Origin of the sequence: Mesoterricola silvestris (genome assembly GCF_030295405.1) — a bacterium.
Classification (GTDB): domain Bacteria; phylum Acidobacteriota; class Holophagae; order Holophagales; family Holophagaceae; genus Mesoterricola; species Mesoterricola silvestris.
The window spans coordinates 3,519,641-3,539,013 of record NZ_AP027080.1 but is presented as its reverse complement, the minus strand read 5'-3'; the positions used below and the strand labels follow the sequence as shown (position 1 = coordinate 3,539,013).

The 19,373-nt window shown below is 68.1% G+C and carries 14 protein-coding genes; 9 read left to right on the top strand and 5 right to left on the bottom strand.

Annotated features, from left to right (window positions below; all coding sequences use genetic code 11):
• Nucleotides 1–67 precede the first annotated feature (67 nt).
• Genes R2J76_RS15310 through R2J76_RS15300 form a run of 3 tightly spaced genes read left to right on the top strand, consistent with a single transcriptional unit; the run spans nucleotide 68 to nucleotide 1,706 of the window.
• On the top strand, nucleotides 68–814 hold the full coding sequence (locus tag R2J76_RS15310; RefSeq protein ID WP_316412506.1) for a YIP1 family protein: 747 nt from the start codon (nucleotides 68–70) through the stop codon (nucleotides 812–814).
• Entirely contained in the window at nucleotides 814–1,173 is a 360-nt protein-coding gene (locus R2J76_RS15305; protein ID WP_316412505.1) for a YbjQ family protein, read from the top strand. The genes R2J76_RS15310 and R2J76_RS15305 overlap by 1 nt, the downstream gene beginning before the upstream one ends.
• Nucleotides 1,170–1,706 carry a hypothetical protein gene (locus R2J76_RS15300; RefSeq protein WP_316412504.1) on the top strand — a complete coding sequence of 179 codons (537 nt, stop codon included), beginning with the start codon at nucleotides 1,170–1,172 and terminating at the stop codon, nucleotides 1,704–1,706. The genes R2J76_RS15305 and R2J76_RS15300 overlap by 4 nt, the downstream gene beginning before the upstream one ends.
• A gap of 380 nt (nucleotides 1,707–2,086) precedes the next feature.
• On the opposite strand, the gene R2J76_RS15295 is transcribed toward R2J76_RS15300, so the two are convergent.
• From R2J76_RS15295 to R2J76_RS15285, 3 genes are all read right to left on the bottom strand, one after another.
• Entirely contained in the window at nucleotides 2,087–3,106 is a 1,020-nt protein-coding gene (locus R2J76_RS15295; RefSeq protein ID WP_316412503.1) for a helix-turn-helix transcriptional regulator, read from the bottom strand.
• Nucleotides 3,107–3,162: 56 nt separating this feature from the next.
• Nucleotides 3,163–3,597: an arginine repressor gene (locus R2J76_RS15290; protein ID WP_316412502.1), complete on the bottom strand. Its 435-nt coding sequence runs from the start codon at nucleotides 3,595–3,597 to the stop codon at nucleotides 3,163–3,165.
• A 249-nt stretch (nucleotides 3,598–3,846) separates the two neighbouring features.
• A complete protein-coding gene (locus R2J76_RS15285; RefSeq protein WP_316412501.1) occupies nucleotides 3,847–4,776 on the bottom strand; it encodes a tyrosine recombinase in 930 nt (309 codons plus the stop codon).
• A gap of 69 nt (nucleotides 4,777–4,845) precedes the next feature.
• Between R2J76_RS15285 and acpP the strand changes: the two genes are divergently transcribed.
• The 5 genes from acpP (at nucleotide 4,846) to R2J76_RS15260 (ending at nucleotide 13,295) form a co-directional block, all read left to right on the top strand.
• Nucleotides 4,846–5,085, top strand: coding sequence for an acyl carrier protein (acpP, locus tag R2J76_RS15280; protein ID WP_243334161.1), 240 nt, complete (start codon nucleotides 4,846–4,848; stop codon nucleotides 5,083–5,085).
• Between the two features lie 167 nt (nucleotides 5,086–5,252).
• Entirely contained in the window at nucleotides 5,253–6,488 is a 1,236-nt protein-coding gene (gene fabF, locus R2J76_RS15275) for a beta-ketoacyl-ACP synthase II (protein WP_394366842.1), read from the top strand.
• Nucleotides 6,489–6,556: 68 nt separating this feature from the next.
• Nucleotides 6,557–7,090: a hypothetical protein gene (locus tag R2J76_RS15270; protein WP_316412499.1), complete on the top strand. Its 534-nt coding sequence runs from the start codon at nucleotides 6,557–6,559 to the stop codon at nucleotides 7,088–7,090.
• Between the two features lie 39 nt (nucleotides 7,091–7,129).
• A complete protein-coding gene (gene uvrB / locus R2J76_RS15265; RefSeq protein ID WP_316412498.1) occupies nucleotides 7,130–9,136 on the top strand; it encodes an excinuclease ABC subunit UvrB in 2,007 nt (668 codons plus the stop codon).
• 46 nt (nucleotides 9,137–9,182) lie between these two features.
• Nucleotides 9,183–13,295, top strand: a complete 4,113-nt coding sequence (locus tag R2J76_RS15260; protein ID WP_316412497.1) for a DUF3857 domain-containing protein — start codon at nucleotides 9,183–9,185, stop codon at nucleotides 13,293–13,295.
• On the opposite strand, the gene guaB is transcribed toward R2J76_RS15260, so the two are convergent.
• Together guaB and rbr are read right to left on the bottom strand one after the other, a co-directional pair.
• Nucleotides 13,292–14,752, bottom strand: a complete 1,461-nt coding sequence (gene guaB / locus R2J76_RS15255) for an IMP dehydrogenase (protein WP_316412496.1) — start codon at nucleotides 14,750–14,752, stop codon at nucleotides 13,292–13,294. The genes R2J76_RS15260 and guaB overlap by 4 nt on opposite strands.
• Before the next feature lie 112 nt (nucleotides 14,753–14,864).
• Nucleotides 14,865–15,443 carry a rubrerythrin gene (gene rbr / locus R2J76_RS15250; protein ID WP_316412495.1) on the bottom strand — a complete coding sequence of 193 codons (579 nt, stop codon included), beginning with the start codon at nucleotides 15,441–15,443 and terminating at the stop codon, nucleotides 14,865–14,867.
• 288 nt (nucleotides 15,444–15,731) lie between these two features.
• On the opposite strand from rbr, the gene nifJ reads away from it, so the two are divergent.
• A complete protein-coding gene (gene nifJ / locus R2J76_RS15245) occupies nucleotides 15,732–19,304 on the top strand; it encodes a pyruvate:ferredoxin (flavodoxin) oxidoreductase (RefSeq protein WP_316412494.1) in 3,573 nt (1,190 codons plus the stop codon).
• Nucleotides 19,305–19,373 lie beyond the last annotated feature (69 nt).

Sequence of the window (19,373 nt, the reverse complement as noted above, 5' to 3'; positions counted from 1 at the left end):
CGGGGGAATTTGACATTGAAAGCGGGGCGGATGCTGCGAAAATTTCCAAAACCCCTGCGAGGCCTCCATGAATGAATCCACCCCTCCCGAAAGCCTGTACGGCAACGTGCCCGTCGCTCCGGTCGCGAAGGCGCCCACCCTCCTGGAACAGGTGGTGGCGGTGTTCACGGAGCCCGAGGCGCTGTTCAAGCGCCTGGAGGCCACGCCCGTGTGGGGCGGGGCCCTGGTGCTCATGACGGTCCTCAATACCGTCGTGTCGGTCCTGTGGGCCCGCAAGGTGGACGTGGACGCCATGCTCCGGCCCATGATGGAGGCCAATCCCAAGATCCCCGCCGAATCCATCGACAATATCATCGCCATGCAGGGGAAGATGATCCTCCCCTTCAGCGTGCTGGGCGGGCTGCTGGGCCTGGCCATCGTCAGCCTGGTCATGGCCCTGGTGTACTGGGTCATCAGCTCCTGGACCGCCGAGGGGCGCAAGCCCAGCTACCGGCAGGCCTTCTCGGCCACGGTGGTCTCCGGCCTGGTGGCCACCCCCAAGTTCGTCCTCCTGGGCATCATCTGCGCCCTCAAGAACATCGGCGGCGCCAAGCCCGACGCCCTCTCCCCCACGTCCCTGGGCTTCTACCTGGCCCCGGACAGCGTGAAGCTGCACGCCTTCTTCAACACCATGGACCTCTTCACCTTCGCCTCCCTCTTCATCCTCTTCCTCGCGGCGAGGCACACCATGCGCCTGAAGGTGTCCGGGGCCGCCCTCTGCGTCGCGGTGTCGGCGCTGCTGATGATCGCCCTGCCGGTCCTGGGAGCCCGCTGATGTCCACCATCACCCTCCACCAGATGCCCATCCTCACCACCTTCGAGCCGCCCCCCGGCACGGAGATCGAGCGCATCATCGGTCCCTGCTGGGGGATCACCGTGCGCTCCCGCAGCATCGTCGGCACCGCCTGCGCGGGCTGCCAGCAGGTGTTCGGCGGGGAGATCACCATGCTCACGGAACTGGCCGGGGAATCCCGCAACGAGGCCATGAACCGCCTGGAGCTCCACTCGCGGCAGATGGGCGCCAACGCCATCCTGGGCTTCCGCTTCGATTCCGGGGACCTCATGCAGAACACCAACGAGATCGTGGCCTACGGCACCGCCGTGGTGCTGCGCCCCAAGCCGCCCGGAGCGTGATCCCCCGGGACCTGGCCCGCCGCATCGACCGGTTCAGCCGCCGCGCCCACCGGTTCCATCGCTACGCCCACCACCCCCTGTGCGCCGCCTACCGGGGCGAGGTGGTGGCGATGGGGCGCATACGCATCTGCAAGGGCTGCCTGCTGGCGGCCACGGGAGGGTTGGCCGGCGCCGGGGCGGGGCTGGCGGCGCCCCCGGGCCTGTCCTGGGCCCTGCTGGCGGTGTGGGCGGCCGGGCTGGCGGTTTTGACCCGTTGGCGGCCGGGCAAAGGTTTGTCCCGTTTCCTGCCCGCCGCCCTGGGGACCTTCCTGGTGACCCAGGGCCTGCGTTCCGGCCCTGCCGGCTGGGCCGTGGCCCTCCTGGCGACCGGGGCCCTGGGGGCTTTCTGGATGCACTACCGCCACCGGGGCCCCAACCGCCAGGCCTGCCTCGCCTGCCCCGAAGCCGCCGGCCCCGCCGTCTGCTCCGGCTTCCGCCCCATGGTCCGGAGGGAGAAGGCCTTCCGGCGGGTGACGGGCGGCTGGCTCCGTTAGCTTGATTTTTCGACCCACCCAATCGATCACTACCGATAACAGCAGATAGCCCCGCCCTCAACCCTATACCCAAATTGGTCAGATTCAGGGCGCCGTGGCGGGGCTGGAGAGCCATGGGCCAGCATCCCTCGCATCCCCGTCCATCCCCGGCAAATGGCCCGCTGGGATGGGTCGGGGCGCTGGGTGGAACACCCCCATCGCGCCGAACCATCCTTGCGATTTTTTGGCGGGGATGGAGGGGATGGACGGGGATGTTCGGGGATAAAAGCTCTCGTATCATCGACGTCGCGCCTCGACCGCGACGCTCCGCCGGTTGAGATGTTCCCCCGGCAAGCGACTCCTAGGACCCGGACGAAACCGTAGCCGGGCTCGGCGGTTGGCTACAGCCGGTCGATGCGGATCTCGATCTTCCCGGCCTTCACCGTGGGCTTGGGGGGCTCGGGGATGTGCCGGGGCGGTTCGGGCCGGCGGCGGGGTTCGGGGGCGGCTTCCCGTTCCCGGGGCTCCCGGTCCCGGGACTCCCTTTCGGACCGGTGCTCGGAGCGGTGCTCCTTGTGGCCGTGGTCCCGGCGGGGGCGATCGGAGGCGGAGCGGTCGGGGGCGGGGGAGGGGGCCGCGGCGGCCTTGCCGGCCCAGGCCATGCCCACCTGCTTGATGCGGTCCTGGAGGCGCTGGGGTTCCACCACCTGGATGCCGTCGCCAAACTGCATGGCCCAGCGGGCGATGGCCCTCAGGTCCGTGGCCACGAAGGTCACCTGGGCCTTGCCCTCCTCCATCTCCTCGATGGCGAACTCGGGGAAGGGGGCGGGGGCCTGGCGCACGGCGAAGATCCACTGCTTGAGCAGCACGGCCTTCACGCGGATGGGCTCGCCTCCCAGCCAGCCGCCGATGAGGTTGGCGGCGGTGCCCTCCTTGTAGGGGCCCTGGGCCGCGCGGCCCATGCCCTCCACGGGGCCCACCTGGGCGATGAGGTCGAGGCGGTGGTGGCGCTCGGCATTGTACCGGCGGTCCCAGCCCCACACGAACCACTGCCGGGCCAGGGCGTCGAAGATCAGCTGGCGGGGCTCGAAGGTGCGGGGGGGGTTGGCCTCGGCGTCGATGAAGAGCAGTTCCACCGCGACGCCGTCCTGGATGGCCTGGAGCACGGCCCGGGCGGGGGCGGTGAGCGGGTCGGCGGCAGGAGCGGGCGCGGGCGGGACGGCGGGTTCGGGCTCGACGGCGGCGGGTTCCGGCGCGGGGGCCGCGGCGGCCTTGGACTTGCGCGCCGCCTTGGGAGCCGCGGGTTCGGCCGGGGCCGCCACCTTGCGGGTGCGGGGCTTGACCGTCTTGGGTTCGGGGGCCGCTTCGGGCGTACCAGCTTCCGGGGCGGCTGCGACCTTCGTGGATTTTCGTGGGGCCATCAGTGGATTCTCCAGGTTCCATCATGGCTGGAAGCCGCGGCTCCGTCCACCTGCCTTCAAATGCGCGCCCGGGGTGGGCCGAGCACCTGCTCCACCTCCTTGCGCACCTCCTCCAGGGAGGAATCCATGTGGATGGCCACGAACAGGGCATCCTCGCCCGCCACGGTGCCCGCCACCCCCTTCAGGGTCCGGTCCACCCGCAGGGCCAGGGCGTGGCCGAGGCCGTGGTGGGTCTGGAGCACCAGGAGATGGGGGGAGGAGGGAACGCAGGCGTAGGGCGGGGCGGGCTGGGTGGCGCTGGGGACCCGCTGGTAGCGGCCGCCGCGCTTGCGGATGGAAAGGCGGGCCAGGCGCCGGGACAGGGTTCCCTGGGTGAGGGCGAACCCGTCGCTGGCCAGCAGCTCCAGAAGGGTCGCCTGGTCGGGCACCGCGTGCTCCGCCAGGAGCCGGAGGATAACTTGATCAATGGCTCGTTTTCCGGTTTCGATCACGCGGGGTCCCCGAGGAAGGCGGCGGGGCCTCCCCCGCCCGGATCGGTCAACCCCCAGGAAGGAATATGAACGGATCCTTGTGGCAAGTATGCCTGAAGGGGCCGAAATCCCCCATGGGAATTGAAATGGGGCTTGATGTGCAAGCTTTTATCGACGGGAATCGACAGGCCTGCCGCGTGGGCTCTTGCCCGCATTAATAAGATATTAAAATCATTAAATTTATAAATTCTGATGATTGGATTATGGAAGTCAAGAGCGGGGGTGCATGCGGTCGTAGAGGGCCCTCAGCCGGGCCTGGTGCACGTGGGTGTAGATCTGGGTGGTGGAGATGTCCGCGTGGCCCAGCATGGACTGCACGGCCCGCAGGTCGGCGCCGTGGTCCAGGAGGTGGGTGGCGAAGGCGTGGCGCAGCACGTGGGGGCTCACGGCCTCCGGGCGGATGTCCGCCCGCACCGCGTAGGCCTTCAGCAGGCGCCAGAACTGCTGGCGGGTGAGGGCCTCGCCCCTCCGGCCCACGAACAGCGTGTCGTCCTGGGGCTTCAGGGAGGGGCGCAGCGCCAGCCATTGGCGCACCCAGTGCTCGGCGCTTTGGCCGAAGGGGATCAGCCGCTCCTTGCGGCCCTTGCCCATCACCTTGAGGAAGCCCTCGTCCAGGAACACCGTGAGGGCGGAGAGGCCGGCCAGCTCGGAAACCCGGAGGCCCGACGCGTACAGCAGTTCGATCCACGCCCGGTCCCGCACCCCCAGGGCCGTGTGGAGGTCCGGCGCGCCCAGGAGGGCCTCCACCTGGGTCTCCGTGAGGGTCCGGGGGAGGATCCGCGGGGGGCGTGGCGGGCGCACCACCGACTCGGGACCGGCGGCCCCTTCGCCCTCCATGCGCATGAACCCCAGGAACTGCCGCAGGGCCGAGGAGAGGCGGGCGATGCTCCGCGCCGCCTTGCCCGTTCCCTGCTGGGTCACCAGGAAGGCGGTGACCCGGTCCCGGTCCAGGTCCGAGGGCGGGAGCCCCGCTCCGGTGGCCCAGAAGGCCAGGTGCTGGAGATCGGAGAGGTACCCCGAAACCGTGTGCCGGGACAGCCCGCGCTCCACCGCGAGGAACACTTCGAACTCCCGCAGGGACGTGCTCCACCCCAGGGGCCAGCCCCTTTCGGGCGCGGGATTCTGCACGGGTCGAGGCATGCCATCCAGTCTAGCCGCTTGGCATTCCGGAAAAGCCATGCTAGCCTCGTCAGGTTCTAAGGAGAGACCATGGCTGAAATCCGCAAAAAGGTCATTGCGATCATCGCCGAGCAGCTTGCCAAGCCCGAGGATTCCATTTCCGAGAACAGTCACTTCGTTGACGACCTCGGCGCCGACAGCCTGGATACGGTTGAGATCATCATGGCCATCGAAGAAGCCTTCGGGATCGAGATTCCCGAAAGCGAGCAGGAGAAGATCCGTACGGTTGGCGATGCCATTTCGTACATCGAAAAGAATGCCAAGGCCTGAAAATCCCTTGGAAACCATTCCGGCGCCGCAGAACGAAACGTCCTGCGGCGCTTGCCGTTAGAAAATTCCAGGCGGACGTCCGTGTCCTCCCGTTTCCGGTGAAACGGTGAGGTCGCCGGGCGCATGCCTGTGGCATCCTTGTCATCTGAGGTGAGGCCATGACCACCATTCAGCGCAGGCGCGTCGTCATCACGGGAATGGGGACCGTCAACCCCTGCGGCAACACCGTCGCCGAGACCTGGGAGAACCTCCTGGCCGGCCGGAGCGGCATCGGGCTGATCACGAAGTTCGACGTCGCCGACTACGCATGCAAGATCGCGGGCCAGGTGAAGGACTTCAATCCCGATCTCTCCATCGACCGGAAGGAACAGAAGAAGATGGATCTGTTCATCCAGTACGCCATGGCCGCCTCCCAGGAGGCCATGCGGGACTCGGGCCTGGGCGAGCTGTCCAAGGCCGAGCGGGAACTGTTCGGCGTCTCCATCGGCTCGGGCATCGGCGGCCTTTCCACCATCTGGGAGGAGGCCAACGGCTACCGCGGGCCCCGGCGCACCAGCCCCTTCTTCATCCCGAGCCTCATCATCAACCTGGCCTCGGGCTTCGTGAGCATCAAGTACGGACTCCAGGGCCCCAACGCGGCCATGGCCACCGCCTGCGCCACGGGCACCCACGCCATCGGCGACGCGGCCCGCCAGATCATGTTCGGCTACGCCGACCGCATGATCGCCGGCGGCAGCGATTCGGTCATCAATCCCCTGGGCGTGGGCGGCTTCGGCGCCATGCGCGCCCTTTCCACCCGCAACGAGGCCCCCCAGGAAGCCAGCCGTCCCTTCGACAAGGGCCGGGACGGCTTCGTCATGGCCGAGGGCGCCGGCATCGTGGTCATGGAGGAGTACGAGCTGGCCAAGGCCCGCGGCGCGAAGATCTACGCCGAGGTCTGCGGGTACGGCATGAGCGGGGACGCCCACCACATCACCAGCCCCAGCGAGGACGGCGACGGTCCCCGGCGCGTCATGGCCGCGGCCATCAAGGACGCCGGCATCACCCCGGAGCAGGTGGGCTACGCCAACGCCCACGGCACCTCCACCCCGGCCGGCGACCGCATCGAGTGCTCCGCCCTCCGGGGCGTCTTCGGGGCCCACGCCGCCAAGCTCAAAGTGAGCTCCACCAAGTCCATGACCGGCCACCTGCTGGGCGCGGCGGGCGGGCTGGAGACCATCGTTTCCGCCCTGGTGGCCAGCACCGGCCGGATCCCGCCCACCATCAACGTGGTGGACCAGGACCCCGACTGCGACCTGGACGTGACGGCCAACGCCGCCGGCACCTTCGACGGCGAGTACGTCCTGAACAACAATTTCGGCTTCGGCGGCACCAACGGCTGCCTGGTCCTGCGGAAAATTTAGCTTGCCAATATCCGGGAATTGAAGGACGTTGGTCCCATCAACGTGAATCCACACCTTGAGGGGGGCCCATGTTCCACCTGTCCATCGGTAGGATCCTCACGGCCGCGGCCATCCTTTCCGCCCCCCTGCGGGCGGGCGACTACGACCATCTCTTCGACGTGGTCAGGGACGTCTGGCCGGAGCGGACCCTGGCCATGGCCATCTGCGACAAGGACGCCAGCCAGCTCGAACTCATCGACCTGGCCGAAACCGCCAAGGCCCGCAACATCTCGCTGCTCATCGTGGACCTCAAGGAGGAGAAGGACTACAACAAGACCATGGCCGGCGCCATGTCCCGGAACCCGGGGTTCGTCTTCATCATCGACGGCGATCCCATCATGGGCGCCAAGGGCCACCTCACGGCCCGGATGATCTACCGCGCCACGGGCCGGGACATCCCCACGGTGGGGCTGTCCCAGGGGCTCCTTCAGCTGGGGGCGGTGCTCACCGCGGGGCCGGGGGCCAAGGACCCGGTCTATGCCAGCAAGGAAACCGCGGCGCGCATGAAGCTCGCCCTCCCCGAAGGGGCCGTGGATCCTACCACGAAGAAAAAGGGCAAGTAGCGTTCGCCAATTCTTCGCCTTCCAGGTGTAGACTGGGGCATGGCCGCCGCGATCCCCTTCAAGCTCCATGCGCCCTATGAGCCCTCCGGCGACCAGCCCGAGGCCATCGAACAGCTGGTGCGGGGCATCCAGGCCGGGGACCGCTGGTCCACCCTCCTGGGGGTGACGGGCAGCGGCAAGACCTACACCATGGCCTCCACCATCGCCCGGCTCCAGCGCCCGGCGCTCATCTTCGCGCCCAACAAGACCCTGGCGGCCCAGCTCTTCTCGGAGTTCAAGCAGTTCTTCCCCGAGAACGCCGTGGAGTACTTCGTCAGCTACTACGACTACTACCAGCCCGAGGCCTACGTGCCCGAGCGGGACCTGTTCATCGACAAGGACGCCAAGATCAACGACGAGCTGGAGAAGCTGCGCCTCTCGGCCACCCGCAACCTGCTGGAGCGGCGGGACACCATCGTCGTGGCCTCGGTGTCCTGCATCTACGGCCTGGGCGACCCGAGCAGCTACCTGAACCTCTCGGTGACGCTGCGGCGGGGGGGGACCCGGGACCGGGCCATGCTCCTGCGGGACCTGGTGGCCATCCAGTACGCCCGGAACCAGATGGCCTTCGAGCCTGGGGTCTTCCGGGTGCGGGGCGACGTGGTGGAGGTGTACCCCGCGTACGAGGACACCGCGTACCGCATCGAGCTCTTCGGGGACGAGATCGAGCGGCTCAGCCGCATCGACCCCCTGCGGGGCGCGGTGCTGGAGACCCTGGACGAGCTCACCATCTGGCCCAAGAGCCACTACGTCACCCCCGAGGACAAGCTGCGGGAGGCCATCCGCGAGATCAAGGGGGAGCTGGAGGAGCGGGAGGCCTTCTTCCGCTCCGAGGGCCGCATCGTGGAGCTGCAGCGCCTGCACCAGCGCACCATCTACGACATCGAAATGATGAAGGAGATGGGCTACTGCTCGGGCATCGAGAACTACTCCCGGTTCCTGGACGGGCGGAGCCCCGGCGAGCCGCCCCACACCCTCCTGGACTACTTCCCCGAGGACTTCGTGCTGTTCATGGACGAGAGCCACGTGGCCACCGGGCAGCTCCACGGCATGTTCCTGGGGGACCAGTCCCGCAAGCGCACCCTGGTGGACTACGGCTTCCGCCTCCCCGCGGCCCTGGACAACCGGCCCCTGCGCTTCGAGGAGTTCGAGGCCCGGGTCAGGCAGCTGGTCTTCGTGAGCGCCACCCCCGGCGACTACGAGCTGACCCAGTCGGGGGGCGTGGTGGTGGAGCAGGTGGTGCGGCCCACCGGGCTGGTGGATCCCGTGGTGGAGGTGCGCCCCGTGGGCACCCAGGTGGACGACCTCCTGGAGGAGATCCGGCAGGTGGTGGCCCGGGACGAGCGGGTGCTGGTCACCGTGCTCACCAAGAAGCTGGCCGAGCAGCTCACCTCGTACTACCAGGAGCTGGGCATCAAGGCCGAGTACCTCCACAGCGAGATCGACACCCTGGAGCGGGTGGAGCTCCTGAAGAACCTCCGGCGGGGGGTCTTCGACGTGCTCATCGGCATCAACCTCCTGCGGGAGGGCCTGGACCTGCCCGAGGTGAGCCTCGTGGCCATCCTGGACGCGGACAAGGAGGGCTACCTGCGCAGCGCGCGGAGCCTCATCCAGACCATCGGCCGCGCCGCCCGCAACGTCCGGGGCAAGGCCATCCTCTACGGCGACCGCCGCACGGATTCCATGGAGAAGGCCATCTCCGAGACGGAGCGCCGCCGCCAGAAGCAGCTGGACCACAACGCCCTCCACGGCCTCACCCCCGAGACCACCAAGCGCCTCCTGGACGACGTGATGGGCGAGGCCCTGGCCCGGGAGTTCATCAACGTCCCCAGGGAGGACAAGGCCGCGGAGGAGCCGCTGCTCTACCTCACCGACAAGGAGTTCGAGCGGGAGGTGGGCAAGCTGGAAGCCAAGATGAAGGCCCATGCGGGCAAGATGGAATTCGAGGAGGCCGCCAAGCTGCGGGACCGGATCCTCAAGGCGCGGCGGGAGCGGCTTGTGAGTTAGCCCCCGAGGTGGAATGATCAGGAATCCCCAGATAATGGAGTTCCTGATGATGCTGGTCCGAACCTTGGCCATCCTCCTGGCTGGCGCCCTGACCCTGGGCGCCCAGGATCCCTGGGAGCGGGGCGCCTTCTCGGCCAGCCCCCAGGCCGTCCTCGACGCCTCCAAGGCCCATCCCCGGCGGGAAGGGAAGGGGATCCTGGACCTCCTGGAGGAGCGGTCCGTCGTGGTGGACGCCCAAGGGCGCCGGCAGGTCACGGTCCATTCCGTGTTCCGGGTGGACGAACCCTCGGCGGTCAAGGCCTGGAGTGAAGTGAACGTTCCCTGGTCTCCGTGGTTTCAGGCCCGCCCCCAGGTGCGGGCGCGGGTCATCGCCCCCGACGGCAAGGTCCATGCGCTGGACCCGGCGACGCTGGGCGACTACTCCACGGGCCAGGGCGGGGACGGCCTTTTCGAGTCGCGCAAACGCCTGTCGGGACCCCTTCCCCACATGGGGACCGGCGTCATTGTCGAACTGGAAATCGTTCTCCGGGACACGTCGCCTTTCCTGGAGGGCGGCGCCATGGGGCGCTACGACCTGTGGGAGACCATGCCCGTCGTCAAGAGCCGGCTGACGCTGGACGTGCCGGCGAACGCCCCGCTCCAGTGGCGTATCCATGGACTTCCCGGCCTCAAGCCCGTGGTGACGGTGCTGGACGGCCGGCGTCTCCTCACCCTGGAGGCCGGCGCGGTGGAACCGCCCCGGGACCGGGAGCCCGGCGAGGACCCCAACGCCGACCCGCCGCCGGCCTTCGCCTTCTCCACCTTCACCTCCTGGGCGGAGGTGGCCCGCGGCTATGCCGCCCGGATTCCCTCCGGCGGCCTGCCGCCCGAGACCCTCGCCTGGCTGGGAGGGCTGGCGGGCAAGGAGCCCATGGAGGTCCTGGCCCAGGTGCTGGCGGGCCTCCATGCGAAGGTCCGCTACACGGGCGTGGAATTCGGCACCGCCGCCATCGTGCCCCGGGCGCCCGCCGAAACCCTGAAGCGGGGGTTCGGCGACTGCAAGGACAAGGCGGTCCTGCTCGTGGCCCTGCTGGAGGCCGCCGGCATCCCAGCCCGGGTGGCCCTGGTGGACTCGGGGTACGGGAGGGAGCTGGAGGGCGCGCTGCCCGGCCTGAACGTCTTCGATCACGCCATCGTCCACCTGCCGGGGGCCCACCCTCTGTGGATCGACGCCACCGCCGAATTCGCGCGGGCCGGGGAACTGCCCTTCGGGGACCAGGACCGGCCGGCCCTGGTCATCGATCCCCTCACCCGTGACCTGACGCGCACGCCCCGGATCGAATCCGCGGCCAACACGCTCGTCGAGACCCGGGAAGTCTTCCTGGCCGAAAAGGGGCCGAGCAGGATCATCGAGACGTCCGAGTTCCAGGGTCCCGCCGAGATGAACCTGCGGGCCTCGCTCGCCGGCGCCGACGCCAAGGCCATCCGCGAGCACATGGAGAACTACGTCCGCACCACCTACAAGGCCAAGGACCTCGGCAAGCTGGAATTGTCCGGGCTGCGGGACCTGGGCCGGCCCATGCGCATGACCTTGGAGGCGCTGGAGGCCAAGGCGGGGGCCACGGGCTGGATCGACGCTTCGGTGGAACTCGCCGTTTGGCCCATCCTGAAGAGCCTGCGGGAGGCCCTGGACGGGGAAGGCGAGACGCCCCGGCCGCCCCGCACCAAGGACCTCCTGTTCTTCCAGCCCATGGTCCAGGAATGGCGCTACCTGGTCCACGCGCCCCTGGGCTTCAAGCTCCGGACCCTGCCCGCCGGCAACCGGCTGGATTTCGGCCCCGCATCCCTCGTCCAGCGGTACGAGGTGCGCCCGGACGGCGTCGCCGGCGCCACCTTCCGCCTGGACTCCGGCAAGCGCCGGTGGACCGCGGCGGAAGTGGAGGCGGCCCGCAAGGCCATCAAGGACTTCGGCACCACCAACCGGGTGGACCTGGTCTTCGACCAGGAAGGGGAGGCCCTGCTCAAGGCCGGCCGGACCCGGGAGGCCCTGGACGCCTTCCGGAAGCTTGCCGCGACCCAGCCGGCTTCGCCCCTGCCCCTGGTGCACCAGGCCCAGGCCCTGGTGGCGGCGGGCCTGGGCGAGGCGGCCCGGGACAAGGCCCGGCAGGCGGTCGCCCTGGATCCCACCTCGGCCGCGGCCCAGGAGACGCTCGGCTGGACGCTGCAATTCGATCGCGTGGGCCGGCGCTTCGGCAAGGGCTGGGACCGGGCGGGCGCGGAAAAGGCCTATCTGGCTGCCAGGGCCCTCGCGCCCAGGGAATGGGGTTTCCGGGCTGACTACGCCTACATGCTGGAGCATTCCCCGGAGGGGGTCCGGTACGGCCGGGGCGCCTCGCTGGAGGCGGCCATCCGGGAATACCGGTACCTTCGGGACACCTTGGAAGTGACTTCCAAGTCTGAGCAGTTGCTGGGCTGCCTGGGCGAGAACGGTCAATTCAAGGAGGCCCTGGAACTGGCCCGGGCCCTGCCTGCCTCCACGTTCCGCAACGGCTGGCTGGCGGCGGCCATGGTTCGCAGCCTCGGAACCGCCAAGGCCCTGGAGGAGCTGCCCGGGGTGCTGGGCTCGCAGTTCACCTGGAACGGGGCCCTGGCCCCCGCCGTGCTCCATCTGGTGAACGCCCGGGCCTATGCCGACGCCACGAGCCTCCTGAAGGAAGGCCCCCAGAGCGCCGAGGGCGCCGAGGCCCGTCTGGCCCTCGCCGCGGCCCTCGCCAAGGCCACGCCCGTGGAGAGGCTGGAACGGAATCCCGCGGATCCCCGCTCGGTGCTCCTCCACCTCCTCGTCGCGCTGGACGTGGAAGGAAAGGGAAGGGAAGACCTCGCCTCCCAGTTCACGGGACCCCTCCGGAACCTCCTGGCCCAGAAGGGTGAATTCAAGGATCTGCGGGACGAGGCCGCCGGAGTATCGGCCGTCTTCCGCGCGATGGGCATGAACCGGGCCGCGGCCATGGATGTGGCGCTCTCCATGGGCCAGTTCCAGGTGGACGGCAACGCCGCGACGGGCTTCCGGGTCCTGGCCAAATTTCCTGCCAATTCCGGAACCTACAATCAGACCTGGTACTTTGCCAGCGAGAAGGGCGCCTGCCTCCTGGCCGGGGGGCCCTTCAATCTGGTCACGATGGGGGCGGAGGCGCTCCGGAGGATGGAGTCCGGCGACCTGGCCGGCGCCTGTGCGCAGTTGGACTGGGCCCGGGAGCGCATGAATCGTGCCGGGGGCGAGGACCCCCTGGCCGCGCGGTCCTTCCCGTACCTTTGGACCCGGGGGCAGAAGGCCGGAGCCGACGAGGTCAGCTATGCGGCCGCATCCCTCCTGATCTGGGATCGCACCGATGCGCGGGTGATTCCCCACCTCACCAAGGGCCTGACCCTGGTCCAGGACGTCACCCGCAGGACCTATCTCCGCACGGCCCTGGTTCGGGCCTACGCCGAACGCGAGTCCTGGGACTCGATGGAAGCGTCCCTCCTGCCCTTGCGCCAGGACTATCCGGATTCCCCCGAAGTGGACCGGTTCCACCTCAAGTACCTGGACCACAAAGGCCGCTGGGCCGAGTACCTGGCACTGTGCGACGAGCACCTCCAGCGCACCCCGGAGGACAAGTCCTTCGAGGGGCTGAAGCGCTACGCCTTGAACCGCCTGGGCCGGCACGAGGAGCGCGTGGGCCTGCTGCAGGCCAAGGCGGACCGGGGCGCCGCGGAATCCGCGGACCTGAACAACCTCGCCTGGTACCTCCTGGTCAAGGGCGCCCCCCTGGAGAAGGCCATGGAATACGCGCAGGGAGCGGTCCGCACGGCGCCCAGGGGCGAAAACAACAGCCACCACACCCTCGCATCCATCCTCGCGGAACAGGGCAGGTCCGGGGACGCCATGAAGGAACTCGAGGCCTACCTCGGCGACGGGGACCAGGAACCCGAATCGGACGCATGGTACGTCATGGGCAGGGTCGCCGAGAACCTGGGCGAGCCGGACTGGGCCCGGAAATACTACGCCCGGGTCGAAGCGCCCAAGGAAGCCTACCGGGAGTTGGACGCCTCCCATGGCCTGGTGGCCCGCAGGCTCCAGGCGCTCGGCGCGAAGGCCCCGTCAGGGCCGGCGCGCGAGGCCGGTTCCGCCGCCCGTTAATCCATGCGGTAGTTCGGCGCTTCCTTCGTGATCATGACGTCGTGCGCGTGGCTCTCCCGGAGCCCCGCGCTGCTGATCTGCACGAAGGTGGCCTTGTCGTGGAATTCCGGGATGGTCCCGGCGCCCACCAGTCCCATGCCCGCCCGCAGCCCGCCGATGAGCTGGCCCACCAGGTCGGTCATGCGGCCCTTGTAGGGCACCTGGCCTTCGATCCCTTCGGGCACCAGCTTGGTGTCGTCCTTGCCGTCCTGGAAGTAGCGGTCCTTGGAGCCGGCCTTCATGGCGCCCATGCTGCCCATGCCCCGGTAGGATTTGTAGGTTCGGCCGCTGTAGAAGATGGTTTCACCGGGGGCCTCGTCGGTGCCCGCGAAGAGGCTGCCGATCATGACGCTGTCCGCGCCGGCGGCCAGTGCCTTGGCCACGTCGCCGGAGAACTTGATGCCGCCGTCGGCGATGCAGGGGACGCCGAATTCCCGGCAGGCCCGGGAGGCCTCCAGGATGGCGGTGATCTGGGGCATGCCCGCGCCGGTGACGATGCGGGTGGTGCAGATGGAGCCGGGGCCGATGCCCACCTTCACGGCCGAGGCGCCGGCCTCGCACAGGTCCCGGGCGCCCTGGTAGGTGGCCACGTTGCCGGCGATGATGGGGGTGTCGGGCAGGGCCTGGCGCAGGGTGCGCAGGGCGGCCAGGACCCCTTCGCTGTGGCCGTGGCTGCTGTCCAGGCACAGTACGTCCACCCGGGCCGCCACCAGGGACTTGGCCCGGTTCAGGAGATCGGGCCCCACGCCCACCGCGGCGCCCACCCGCAGGCGGCCCTGGGGGTCCTTGCAGGAATTGGGATACTCCGTGGACTTCTGGATGTCCTTGACGGTGATGAGCCCCCGCAGGGCGCCCTGGTCGTCCACCACCAGGAGCTTCTCGATGCGGTGCTTCTGCAGGATGGCCCGGGCCTCCAGGAGCGTGGTGCCCACGGGGACGGTGACCAGGCGGTCCTTGGTCATGATCTCCCGCACGGGCAGTTCCCAGCGGGTCTCGAAGCGCAGGTCCCGGTTGGTGAGGATGCCCACCAGCTTGCCGTTCTCCACCACGGGCACGCCCGAGATGCGGAACTTGGCCATCATGGCCTCGGCTTCCCGGATGGGGGCGTCGGGGCGGATCACGATGGGGTCCGTGATCATGCCGCTCTCGCTGCGCTTGACCTTGTCCACCTCTTCGGCCTGGCGCTCGATGGAGAGGTTCTTGTGGATGATGCCGATGCCCCCCTGCTGGGCCAGGGCGATGGCCAGGCGCCCCTCGGTGACCGTATCCATGGCCGCCGAAAGGAGGGGAATGCCCAGCTTCACCCCGGCGACCAGGGTGGAGGAGAGATCCACCTGGTTGGGATGGACGTTGGAGTGTCCGGGAACCAGGAGCACGTCGTCGAACGTCAACGCCTGGGTAAGTGGCAAGGTGAGCATGGGGGCCTCTCTTCTGGAGTTCGCGGCAGCGGAACCTTGCAGGAAATGATCGCACGGATTCGCGGTGATCGCGGTCTCAGAAAAAAACGAGAGACCCCCTGAAAAAAAGAGACTAGAACTTTTCCCCCACGGGCTCGAACCAGCCCTGGGGCTTCATGCAGACGGGGCACATCTTGGGCGCGGCGGGGCCCTCGTGGATGTGGCCGCATTCCATGCAGCGCCAATAGATCTTTTCTCCCCGCTGGAAGACGGTGCCGTTGACGACGTGGTCCAGGAGGCGCTGGAAGCGGGCCTCGTGCTCCTTCTCCACCTTGGCGATCCACTCGAAGGTGCGGGCCACGTCATTGAAGCCCTCCTCCTTGGCGATGCGGGCGAAATCGGGGTAGAGGGCGCTCCATTCCTCGTTCTCGCCGGAAACCGCGGCCCGGAGCTGGGCGGCGGTGTCGCCAGCCACCACGGGGTAGCCGGCGGTGATCTCCAGGGCCGAGGGGGCCAGCTTGGCCAGGTGGGCGTAGAAGAGGCGGGCGTGTTCCCGCTCGTTGCCGGCGGTCTCCTCGAAGATGGCGGCCACGTGCTCCAGGCCCTCGGCCCGGGCGATGCCGGCGGCGAAGGTGTACCGGTTGCGGGCCTGGCTTTCGCCGGCGAACGCCTTGAGGAGGTTCTTCGCGGTCTGGCTGTCCTTGAATTCCATGGTGACCCCCGGTCAGTTGGGGCCGGAAGGGATGAAAGGCCCATTGCTTTCAGCCCTTCGGCCCAGTGAAGTGAGCGATGAATCGAGTCTAGCGACTCAGCGGACGACCGTGGGGTGTAACCTAGCGCACACCTTGCCAAAAACGACCCGTCGCTCTTGATTGTGGCTGATCTGAAGAATAAACTGCCCTTTGTGCGAAGCGGTTTGTTTTGGCCCCTAAGGCCCTGCTTCTCCAAAAGTCCATATCCACGTCGGACACGTCGCAACGACACACGTAGGAGGAAGGCCATGGCCGAACGACGCATGGTTACCGTAGACGGTAACGAGGCAACCGCTTCTGTCGCGCATCGCTTGAATGAAGTGATCGCGATCTATCCCATCACCCCCTCTTCCAACATGGGCGAGTTCTCCGACGAGTGGAGCGCCCAGGGGAGGAAGAACATCTGGAACACGGTGCCCGCCGTCGTGGAAATGCAGTCCGAGGGCGGCGCCGCCGGCGCCGTGCACGGCGCCATGCAGGCCGGCGCCCTCACCACCTCCTTCACGGCCTCCCAGGGCCTCCTGCTCTTCATCCCGAACATGTACAAGATCGCGGGCGAGCTCACGCCGTTCGTGCTGCACGTGACGGCCCGCACCCTGGCCGCCCACGCCCTGTCCATCTTCGGCGACCACGCCGACGTCATGGCCTGCCGCCAGACCGGCTTCGCCATGCTGAGCTCCGACAGCGTCCAGCAGGCCCATGACTTCGCCCTGATCTCCCAGGCCTCCACCCTGAAGAGCCGCGTGCCCTTCTGCCACTTCTTCGACGGCTTCCGCACTTCCCACGAAGTCTCCAAGATCGAGATGCTCAACGACGACGACCTGCGCGCCATGGTCACCGACGGCATGGTCGAGGACTACCGCAGCCGCTGCCTGACCCCCGACAAGCCGGTGGTCCGCGGCACCGCCCAGAATCCCGACACCTTCTTCCAGGCCCGGGAAGCCTGCAACGGCTACTACAACGCCACCCCGGAGATCGTGCAGCAGGAGATGGACCGCTTCGGCGAAATGACCGGCCGCAAGTACCACCTCTTCGACTACTACGGCCACCCCGAGGCCGAGCGCGTCATGGTCATCATGGGCTCGGGCGGCGACACCACCACCGAGTACGTGGACTGGGCGCTGGCCAAGGGCGAGAAGATCGGCGTCCTGCAGGTCCGCCTCTACCGCCCCTTCTCCATCAAGCACTTCGTCAACGCGCTGCCCAAGACCGTCAAGACCATCGCCGTCCTGGACCGCTGCAAGGAACCCGGCGCCATCGGCGATCCCCTCTACCTGGACGTGGTCACCGCCCTGCGCGAAGCCGCCGACGAGGGCCTTTCGCACTTCGCCCAGGCCCCCAAGGTCGTGGGCGGCCGCTACGGCCTCTCCTCCAAGGAGTTCAATCCCTCCTGCATCAAGGCCATCTATGACGAGCTGGCCAAGGAGAACCCCAAGAACCACTTCACCGTGGGCATCATCGACGACGTCACCATGAGCAGCCTGCCCATGGACCTGGACTTCGACATCGAGCCCGAGGGCGTGAAGCGGGCCATGTTCTACGGCCTGGGCTCCGACGGCACCGTGGGCGCCAACAAGAACTCCATCAAGATCATCGCCGAGGAGACCCCCAACTACGGGCAGGGCTACTTCGTCTACGACTCCAAGAAGGCCGGCGCCATCACCATCAGCCACCTGCGCTTCGGGCCCAAGCCCATCCGCAGCGCCTACCTCATCCGCAAGGCCAACTTCATCGCCTGCCACAACACGTCCTTCCTGGACAAGTACGACATGCTCTCCGCGGCCGAGCCCGGCGCGACCTTCCTGCTGAACACCCCCTTCGGCAAGGACGAGGTCTGGGACTCCCTGCCCAAGGAAGTCCAGGCCGCCATCGTGGCCAAGAAGCTTAAGTTCTATGTCATCGACGCCTTCGAAGTGGCCCGCGCCACGGGCATGGGCGTGCGCATCAACACCATCATGCAGACCTGCTTCTTCGCCATCTCCGGCGTGCTGCCCCGCGAGGAGGCCATCGCCCAGATCAAGAAGGCCATCAAGAAGACCTACGGCAAGAAGGGCGAGGCCGTGGTCAAGAAGAACTTCGAGGCCGTGGACACCACCCTGGTGCACCTGCACCAGGTCACCGTCCCCACCGCCGTCTCCGCCACCCGCGTCATGCCCCCCACCGTCAGCCCCGAGGCCCCGGACTTCGTCCAGCGCGTCACGGCCATCATGATGCAGGGCAACGGCGATCTGCTCCCGGTCTCCGCCTTCCCCGTGGACGGCACCTGGCCCGTGGGCACCACCCAGTGGGAAAAGCGCAACATCGCCCTGGACATCCCCGTGTGGGACGAGAAGATCTGCATCCAGTGCAACAAGTGCGCGCTGATCTGCCCCCACGCCGCCATCCGTCCCAAGGTCTACGAGCCCAGCTGCCTCGCCGGCGCCCCCGAGACCTTCAAGTCGGTGGACTACAAGGGCGCGGACTTCAAGGGCTCCAAGTACACCATCCAGGTGGCCCCCGAGGACTGCACCGGCTGCGGCATCTGCGTCGCCGTCTGCCCCGCCAAGGACAAGAGCAATCCCAAGCACAAGGCCATCGACATGACCCCGCAGGTGCCCCTGCGCGAGGCCGAGTCCGCCAACTTCAAGTTCTTCCTCAACCTCCCCGATCCTGACCGCACCGCCCTGAAGAACGACGTCAAGGGCAGCCAGTTCATGCAGCCCCTGTTCGAGTTCAGCGGCGCCTGCGCGGGCTGCGGCGAGACGCCCTACATCAAGCTCATGACCCAGATATTCGGCGACCGCGCCATGATCGCCAACGCCACGGGCTGCTCCTCCATCTACGGCGGCAACCTGCCCACCACGCCCTACACCGTCAACAAGGACGGCCGCGGTCCCGCCTGGGCCAACAGCCTGTTCGAGGACAACGCGGAGTTCGGCCTGGGCTACCGCATGGCCCTGGACAAGCACAACCAGCAGGCCCTCGAAATGCTGCACCGCCTCGCCGGCTCCATCGGCGACGAACTGGTGGCCGGCATCGTGGCCGCCGACATGTCCACCGAGGCCGGCATCAAGGCCCAGCGCGAACGGGTGGCCATCCTCAAGGACAAGCTGGCCGGCATCGGCACCGCCGAAGCCAAGCGCCTCAACCTCCTGGCCGACTACCTCGTGAAGAAGGCCGTGTGGATCGTGGGCGGCGACGGCTGGGCGTATGACATCGGCTACGGCGGTCTCGACCACGTGCTGGCCTCCGGCCGCAACGTCAATATCCTGGTCCTCGACACCGAGGTGTACTCCAACACCGGCGGCCAGGCCTCCAAGTCCACCCCCATCGGCGCTTCCGCGAAGTTCGCCATGGCCGGCAAGGCCCTCCCCAAGAAGGACCTGGGCATGATCGCCATGAGCTACGGCAACGTCTACGTGGCCAAGGTGGCCATGGGCGCCAAGGACATGCAGGTGGCCAAGGCCTTCGTGGAAGCCGAGAGCTACGATGGTCCGTCCCTGATCATCGCCTACAGCCACTGCATCGCCCACGGGTTCGACCTGGTCCAGGGCTGCGAGCAGCAGAAGCTGGCCGTGGACTCCGGCCACTGGCCGCTGTTCCGCTTCGACCCCCGGCGCGTGGCCGAGGGCCAGGGCCCGCTGCAGATGGACAGCCCCGCCCCCAAGGTGGATCTGGCCACCTACATCCTCAACGAGACCCGCTTCCGCATGGTCCAGCAGCAGAACCCCGAGCACTTCAAGCACCTGCTCGCCATGGCCCAGCGCGAAGTCACGAACCGCTACGCCACCTACGAAAACCTCGCCAACCTGACCATGCCGGTCAAGACGGTGGTCGAGTAGGACGCTGACGCACCGGCCGTACCGCGGCCGTCACCCGGATTTCCGGTGACGGCCCCGTACGGCCGGTGC

Coding starts and splice junctions, on each gene's coding strand:
- R2J76_RS15310 (WP_316412506.1), top strand. CDS start 68: ATGAATGAATCCACCCCTCCCGAAAGCCTGTACGGCAACGTGCCCGTC.
- R2J76_RS15305 (WP_316412505.1), top strand. CDS start 814: ATGTCCACCATCACCCTCCACCAGATGCCCATCCTCACCACCTTCGAG.
- R2J76_RS15295 (WP_316412503.1), bottom strand. CDS start 3,106: ATGGCCCCACGAAAATCCACGAAGGTCGCAGCCGCCCCGGAAGCTGGT.
- R2J76_RS15285 (WP_316412501.1), bottom strand. CDS start 4,776: ATGCCTCGACCCGTGCAGAATCCCGCGCCCGAAAGGGGCTGGCCCCTG.
- acpP (WP_243334161.1), top strand. CDS start 4,846: ATGGCTGAAATCCGCAAAAAGGTCATTGCGATCATCGCCGAGCAGCTT.
- R2J76_RS15270 (WP_316412499.1), top strand. CDS start 6,557: ATGTTCCACCTGTCCATCGGTAGGATCCTCACGGCCGCGGCCATCCTT.
- uvrB (WP_316412498.1), top strand. CDS start 7,130: ATGGCCGCCGCGATCCCCTTCAAGCTCCATGCGCCCTATGAGCCCTCC.
- R2J76_RS15260 (WP_316412497.1), top strand. CDS start 9,183: ATGATGCTGGTCCGAACCTTGGCCATCCTCCTGGCTGGCGCCCTGACC.
- guaB (WP_316412496.1), bottom strand. CDS start 14,752: ATGCTCACCTTGCCACTTACCCAGGCGTTGACGTTCGACGACGTGCTC.
- rbr (WP_316412495.1), bottom strand. CDS start 15,443: ATGGAATTCAAGGACAGCCAGACCGCGAAGAACCTCCTCAAGGCGTTC.
- nifJ (WP_316412494.1), top strand. CDS start 15,732: ATGGCCGAACGACGCATGGTTACCGTAGACGGTAACGAGGCAACCGCT.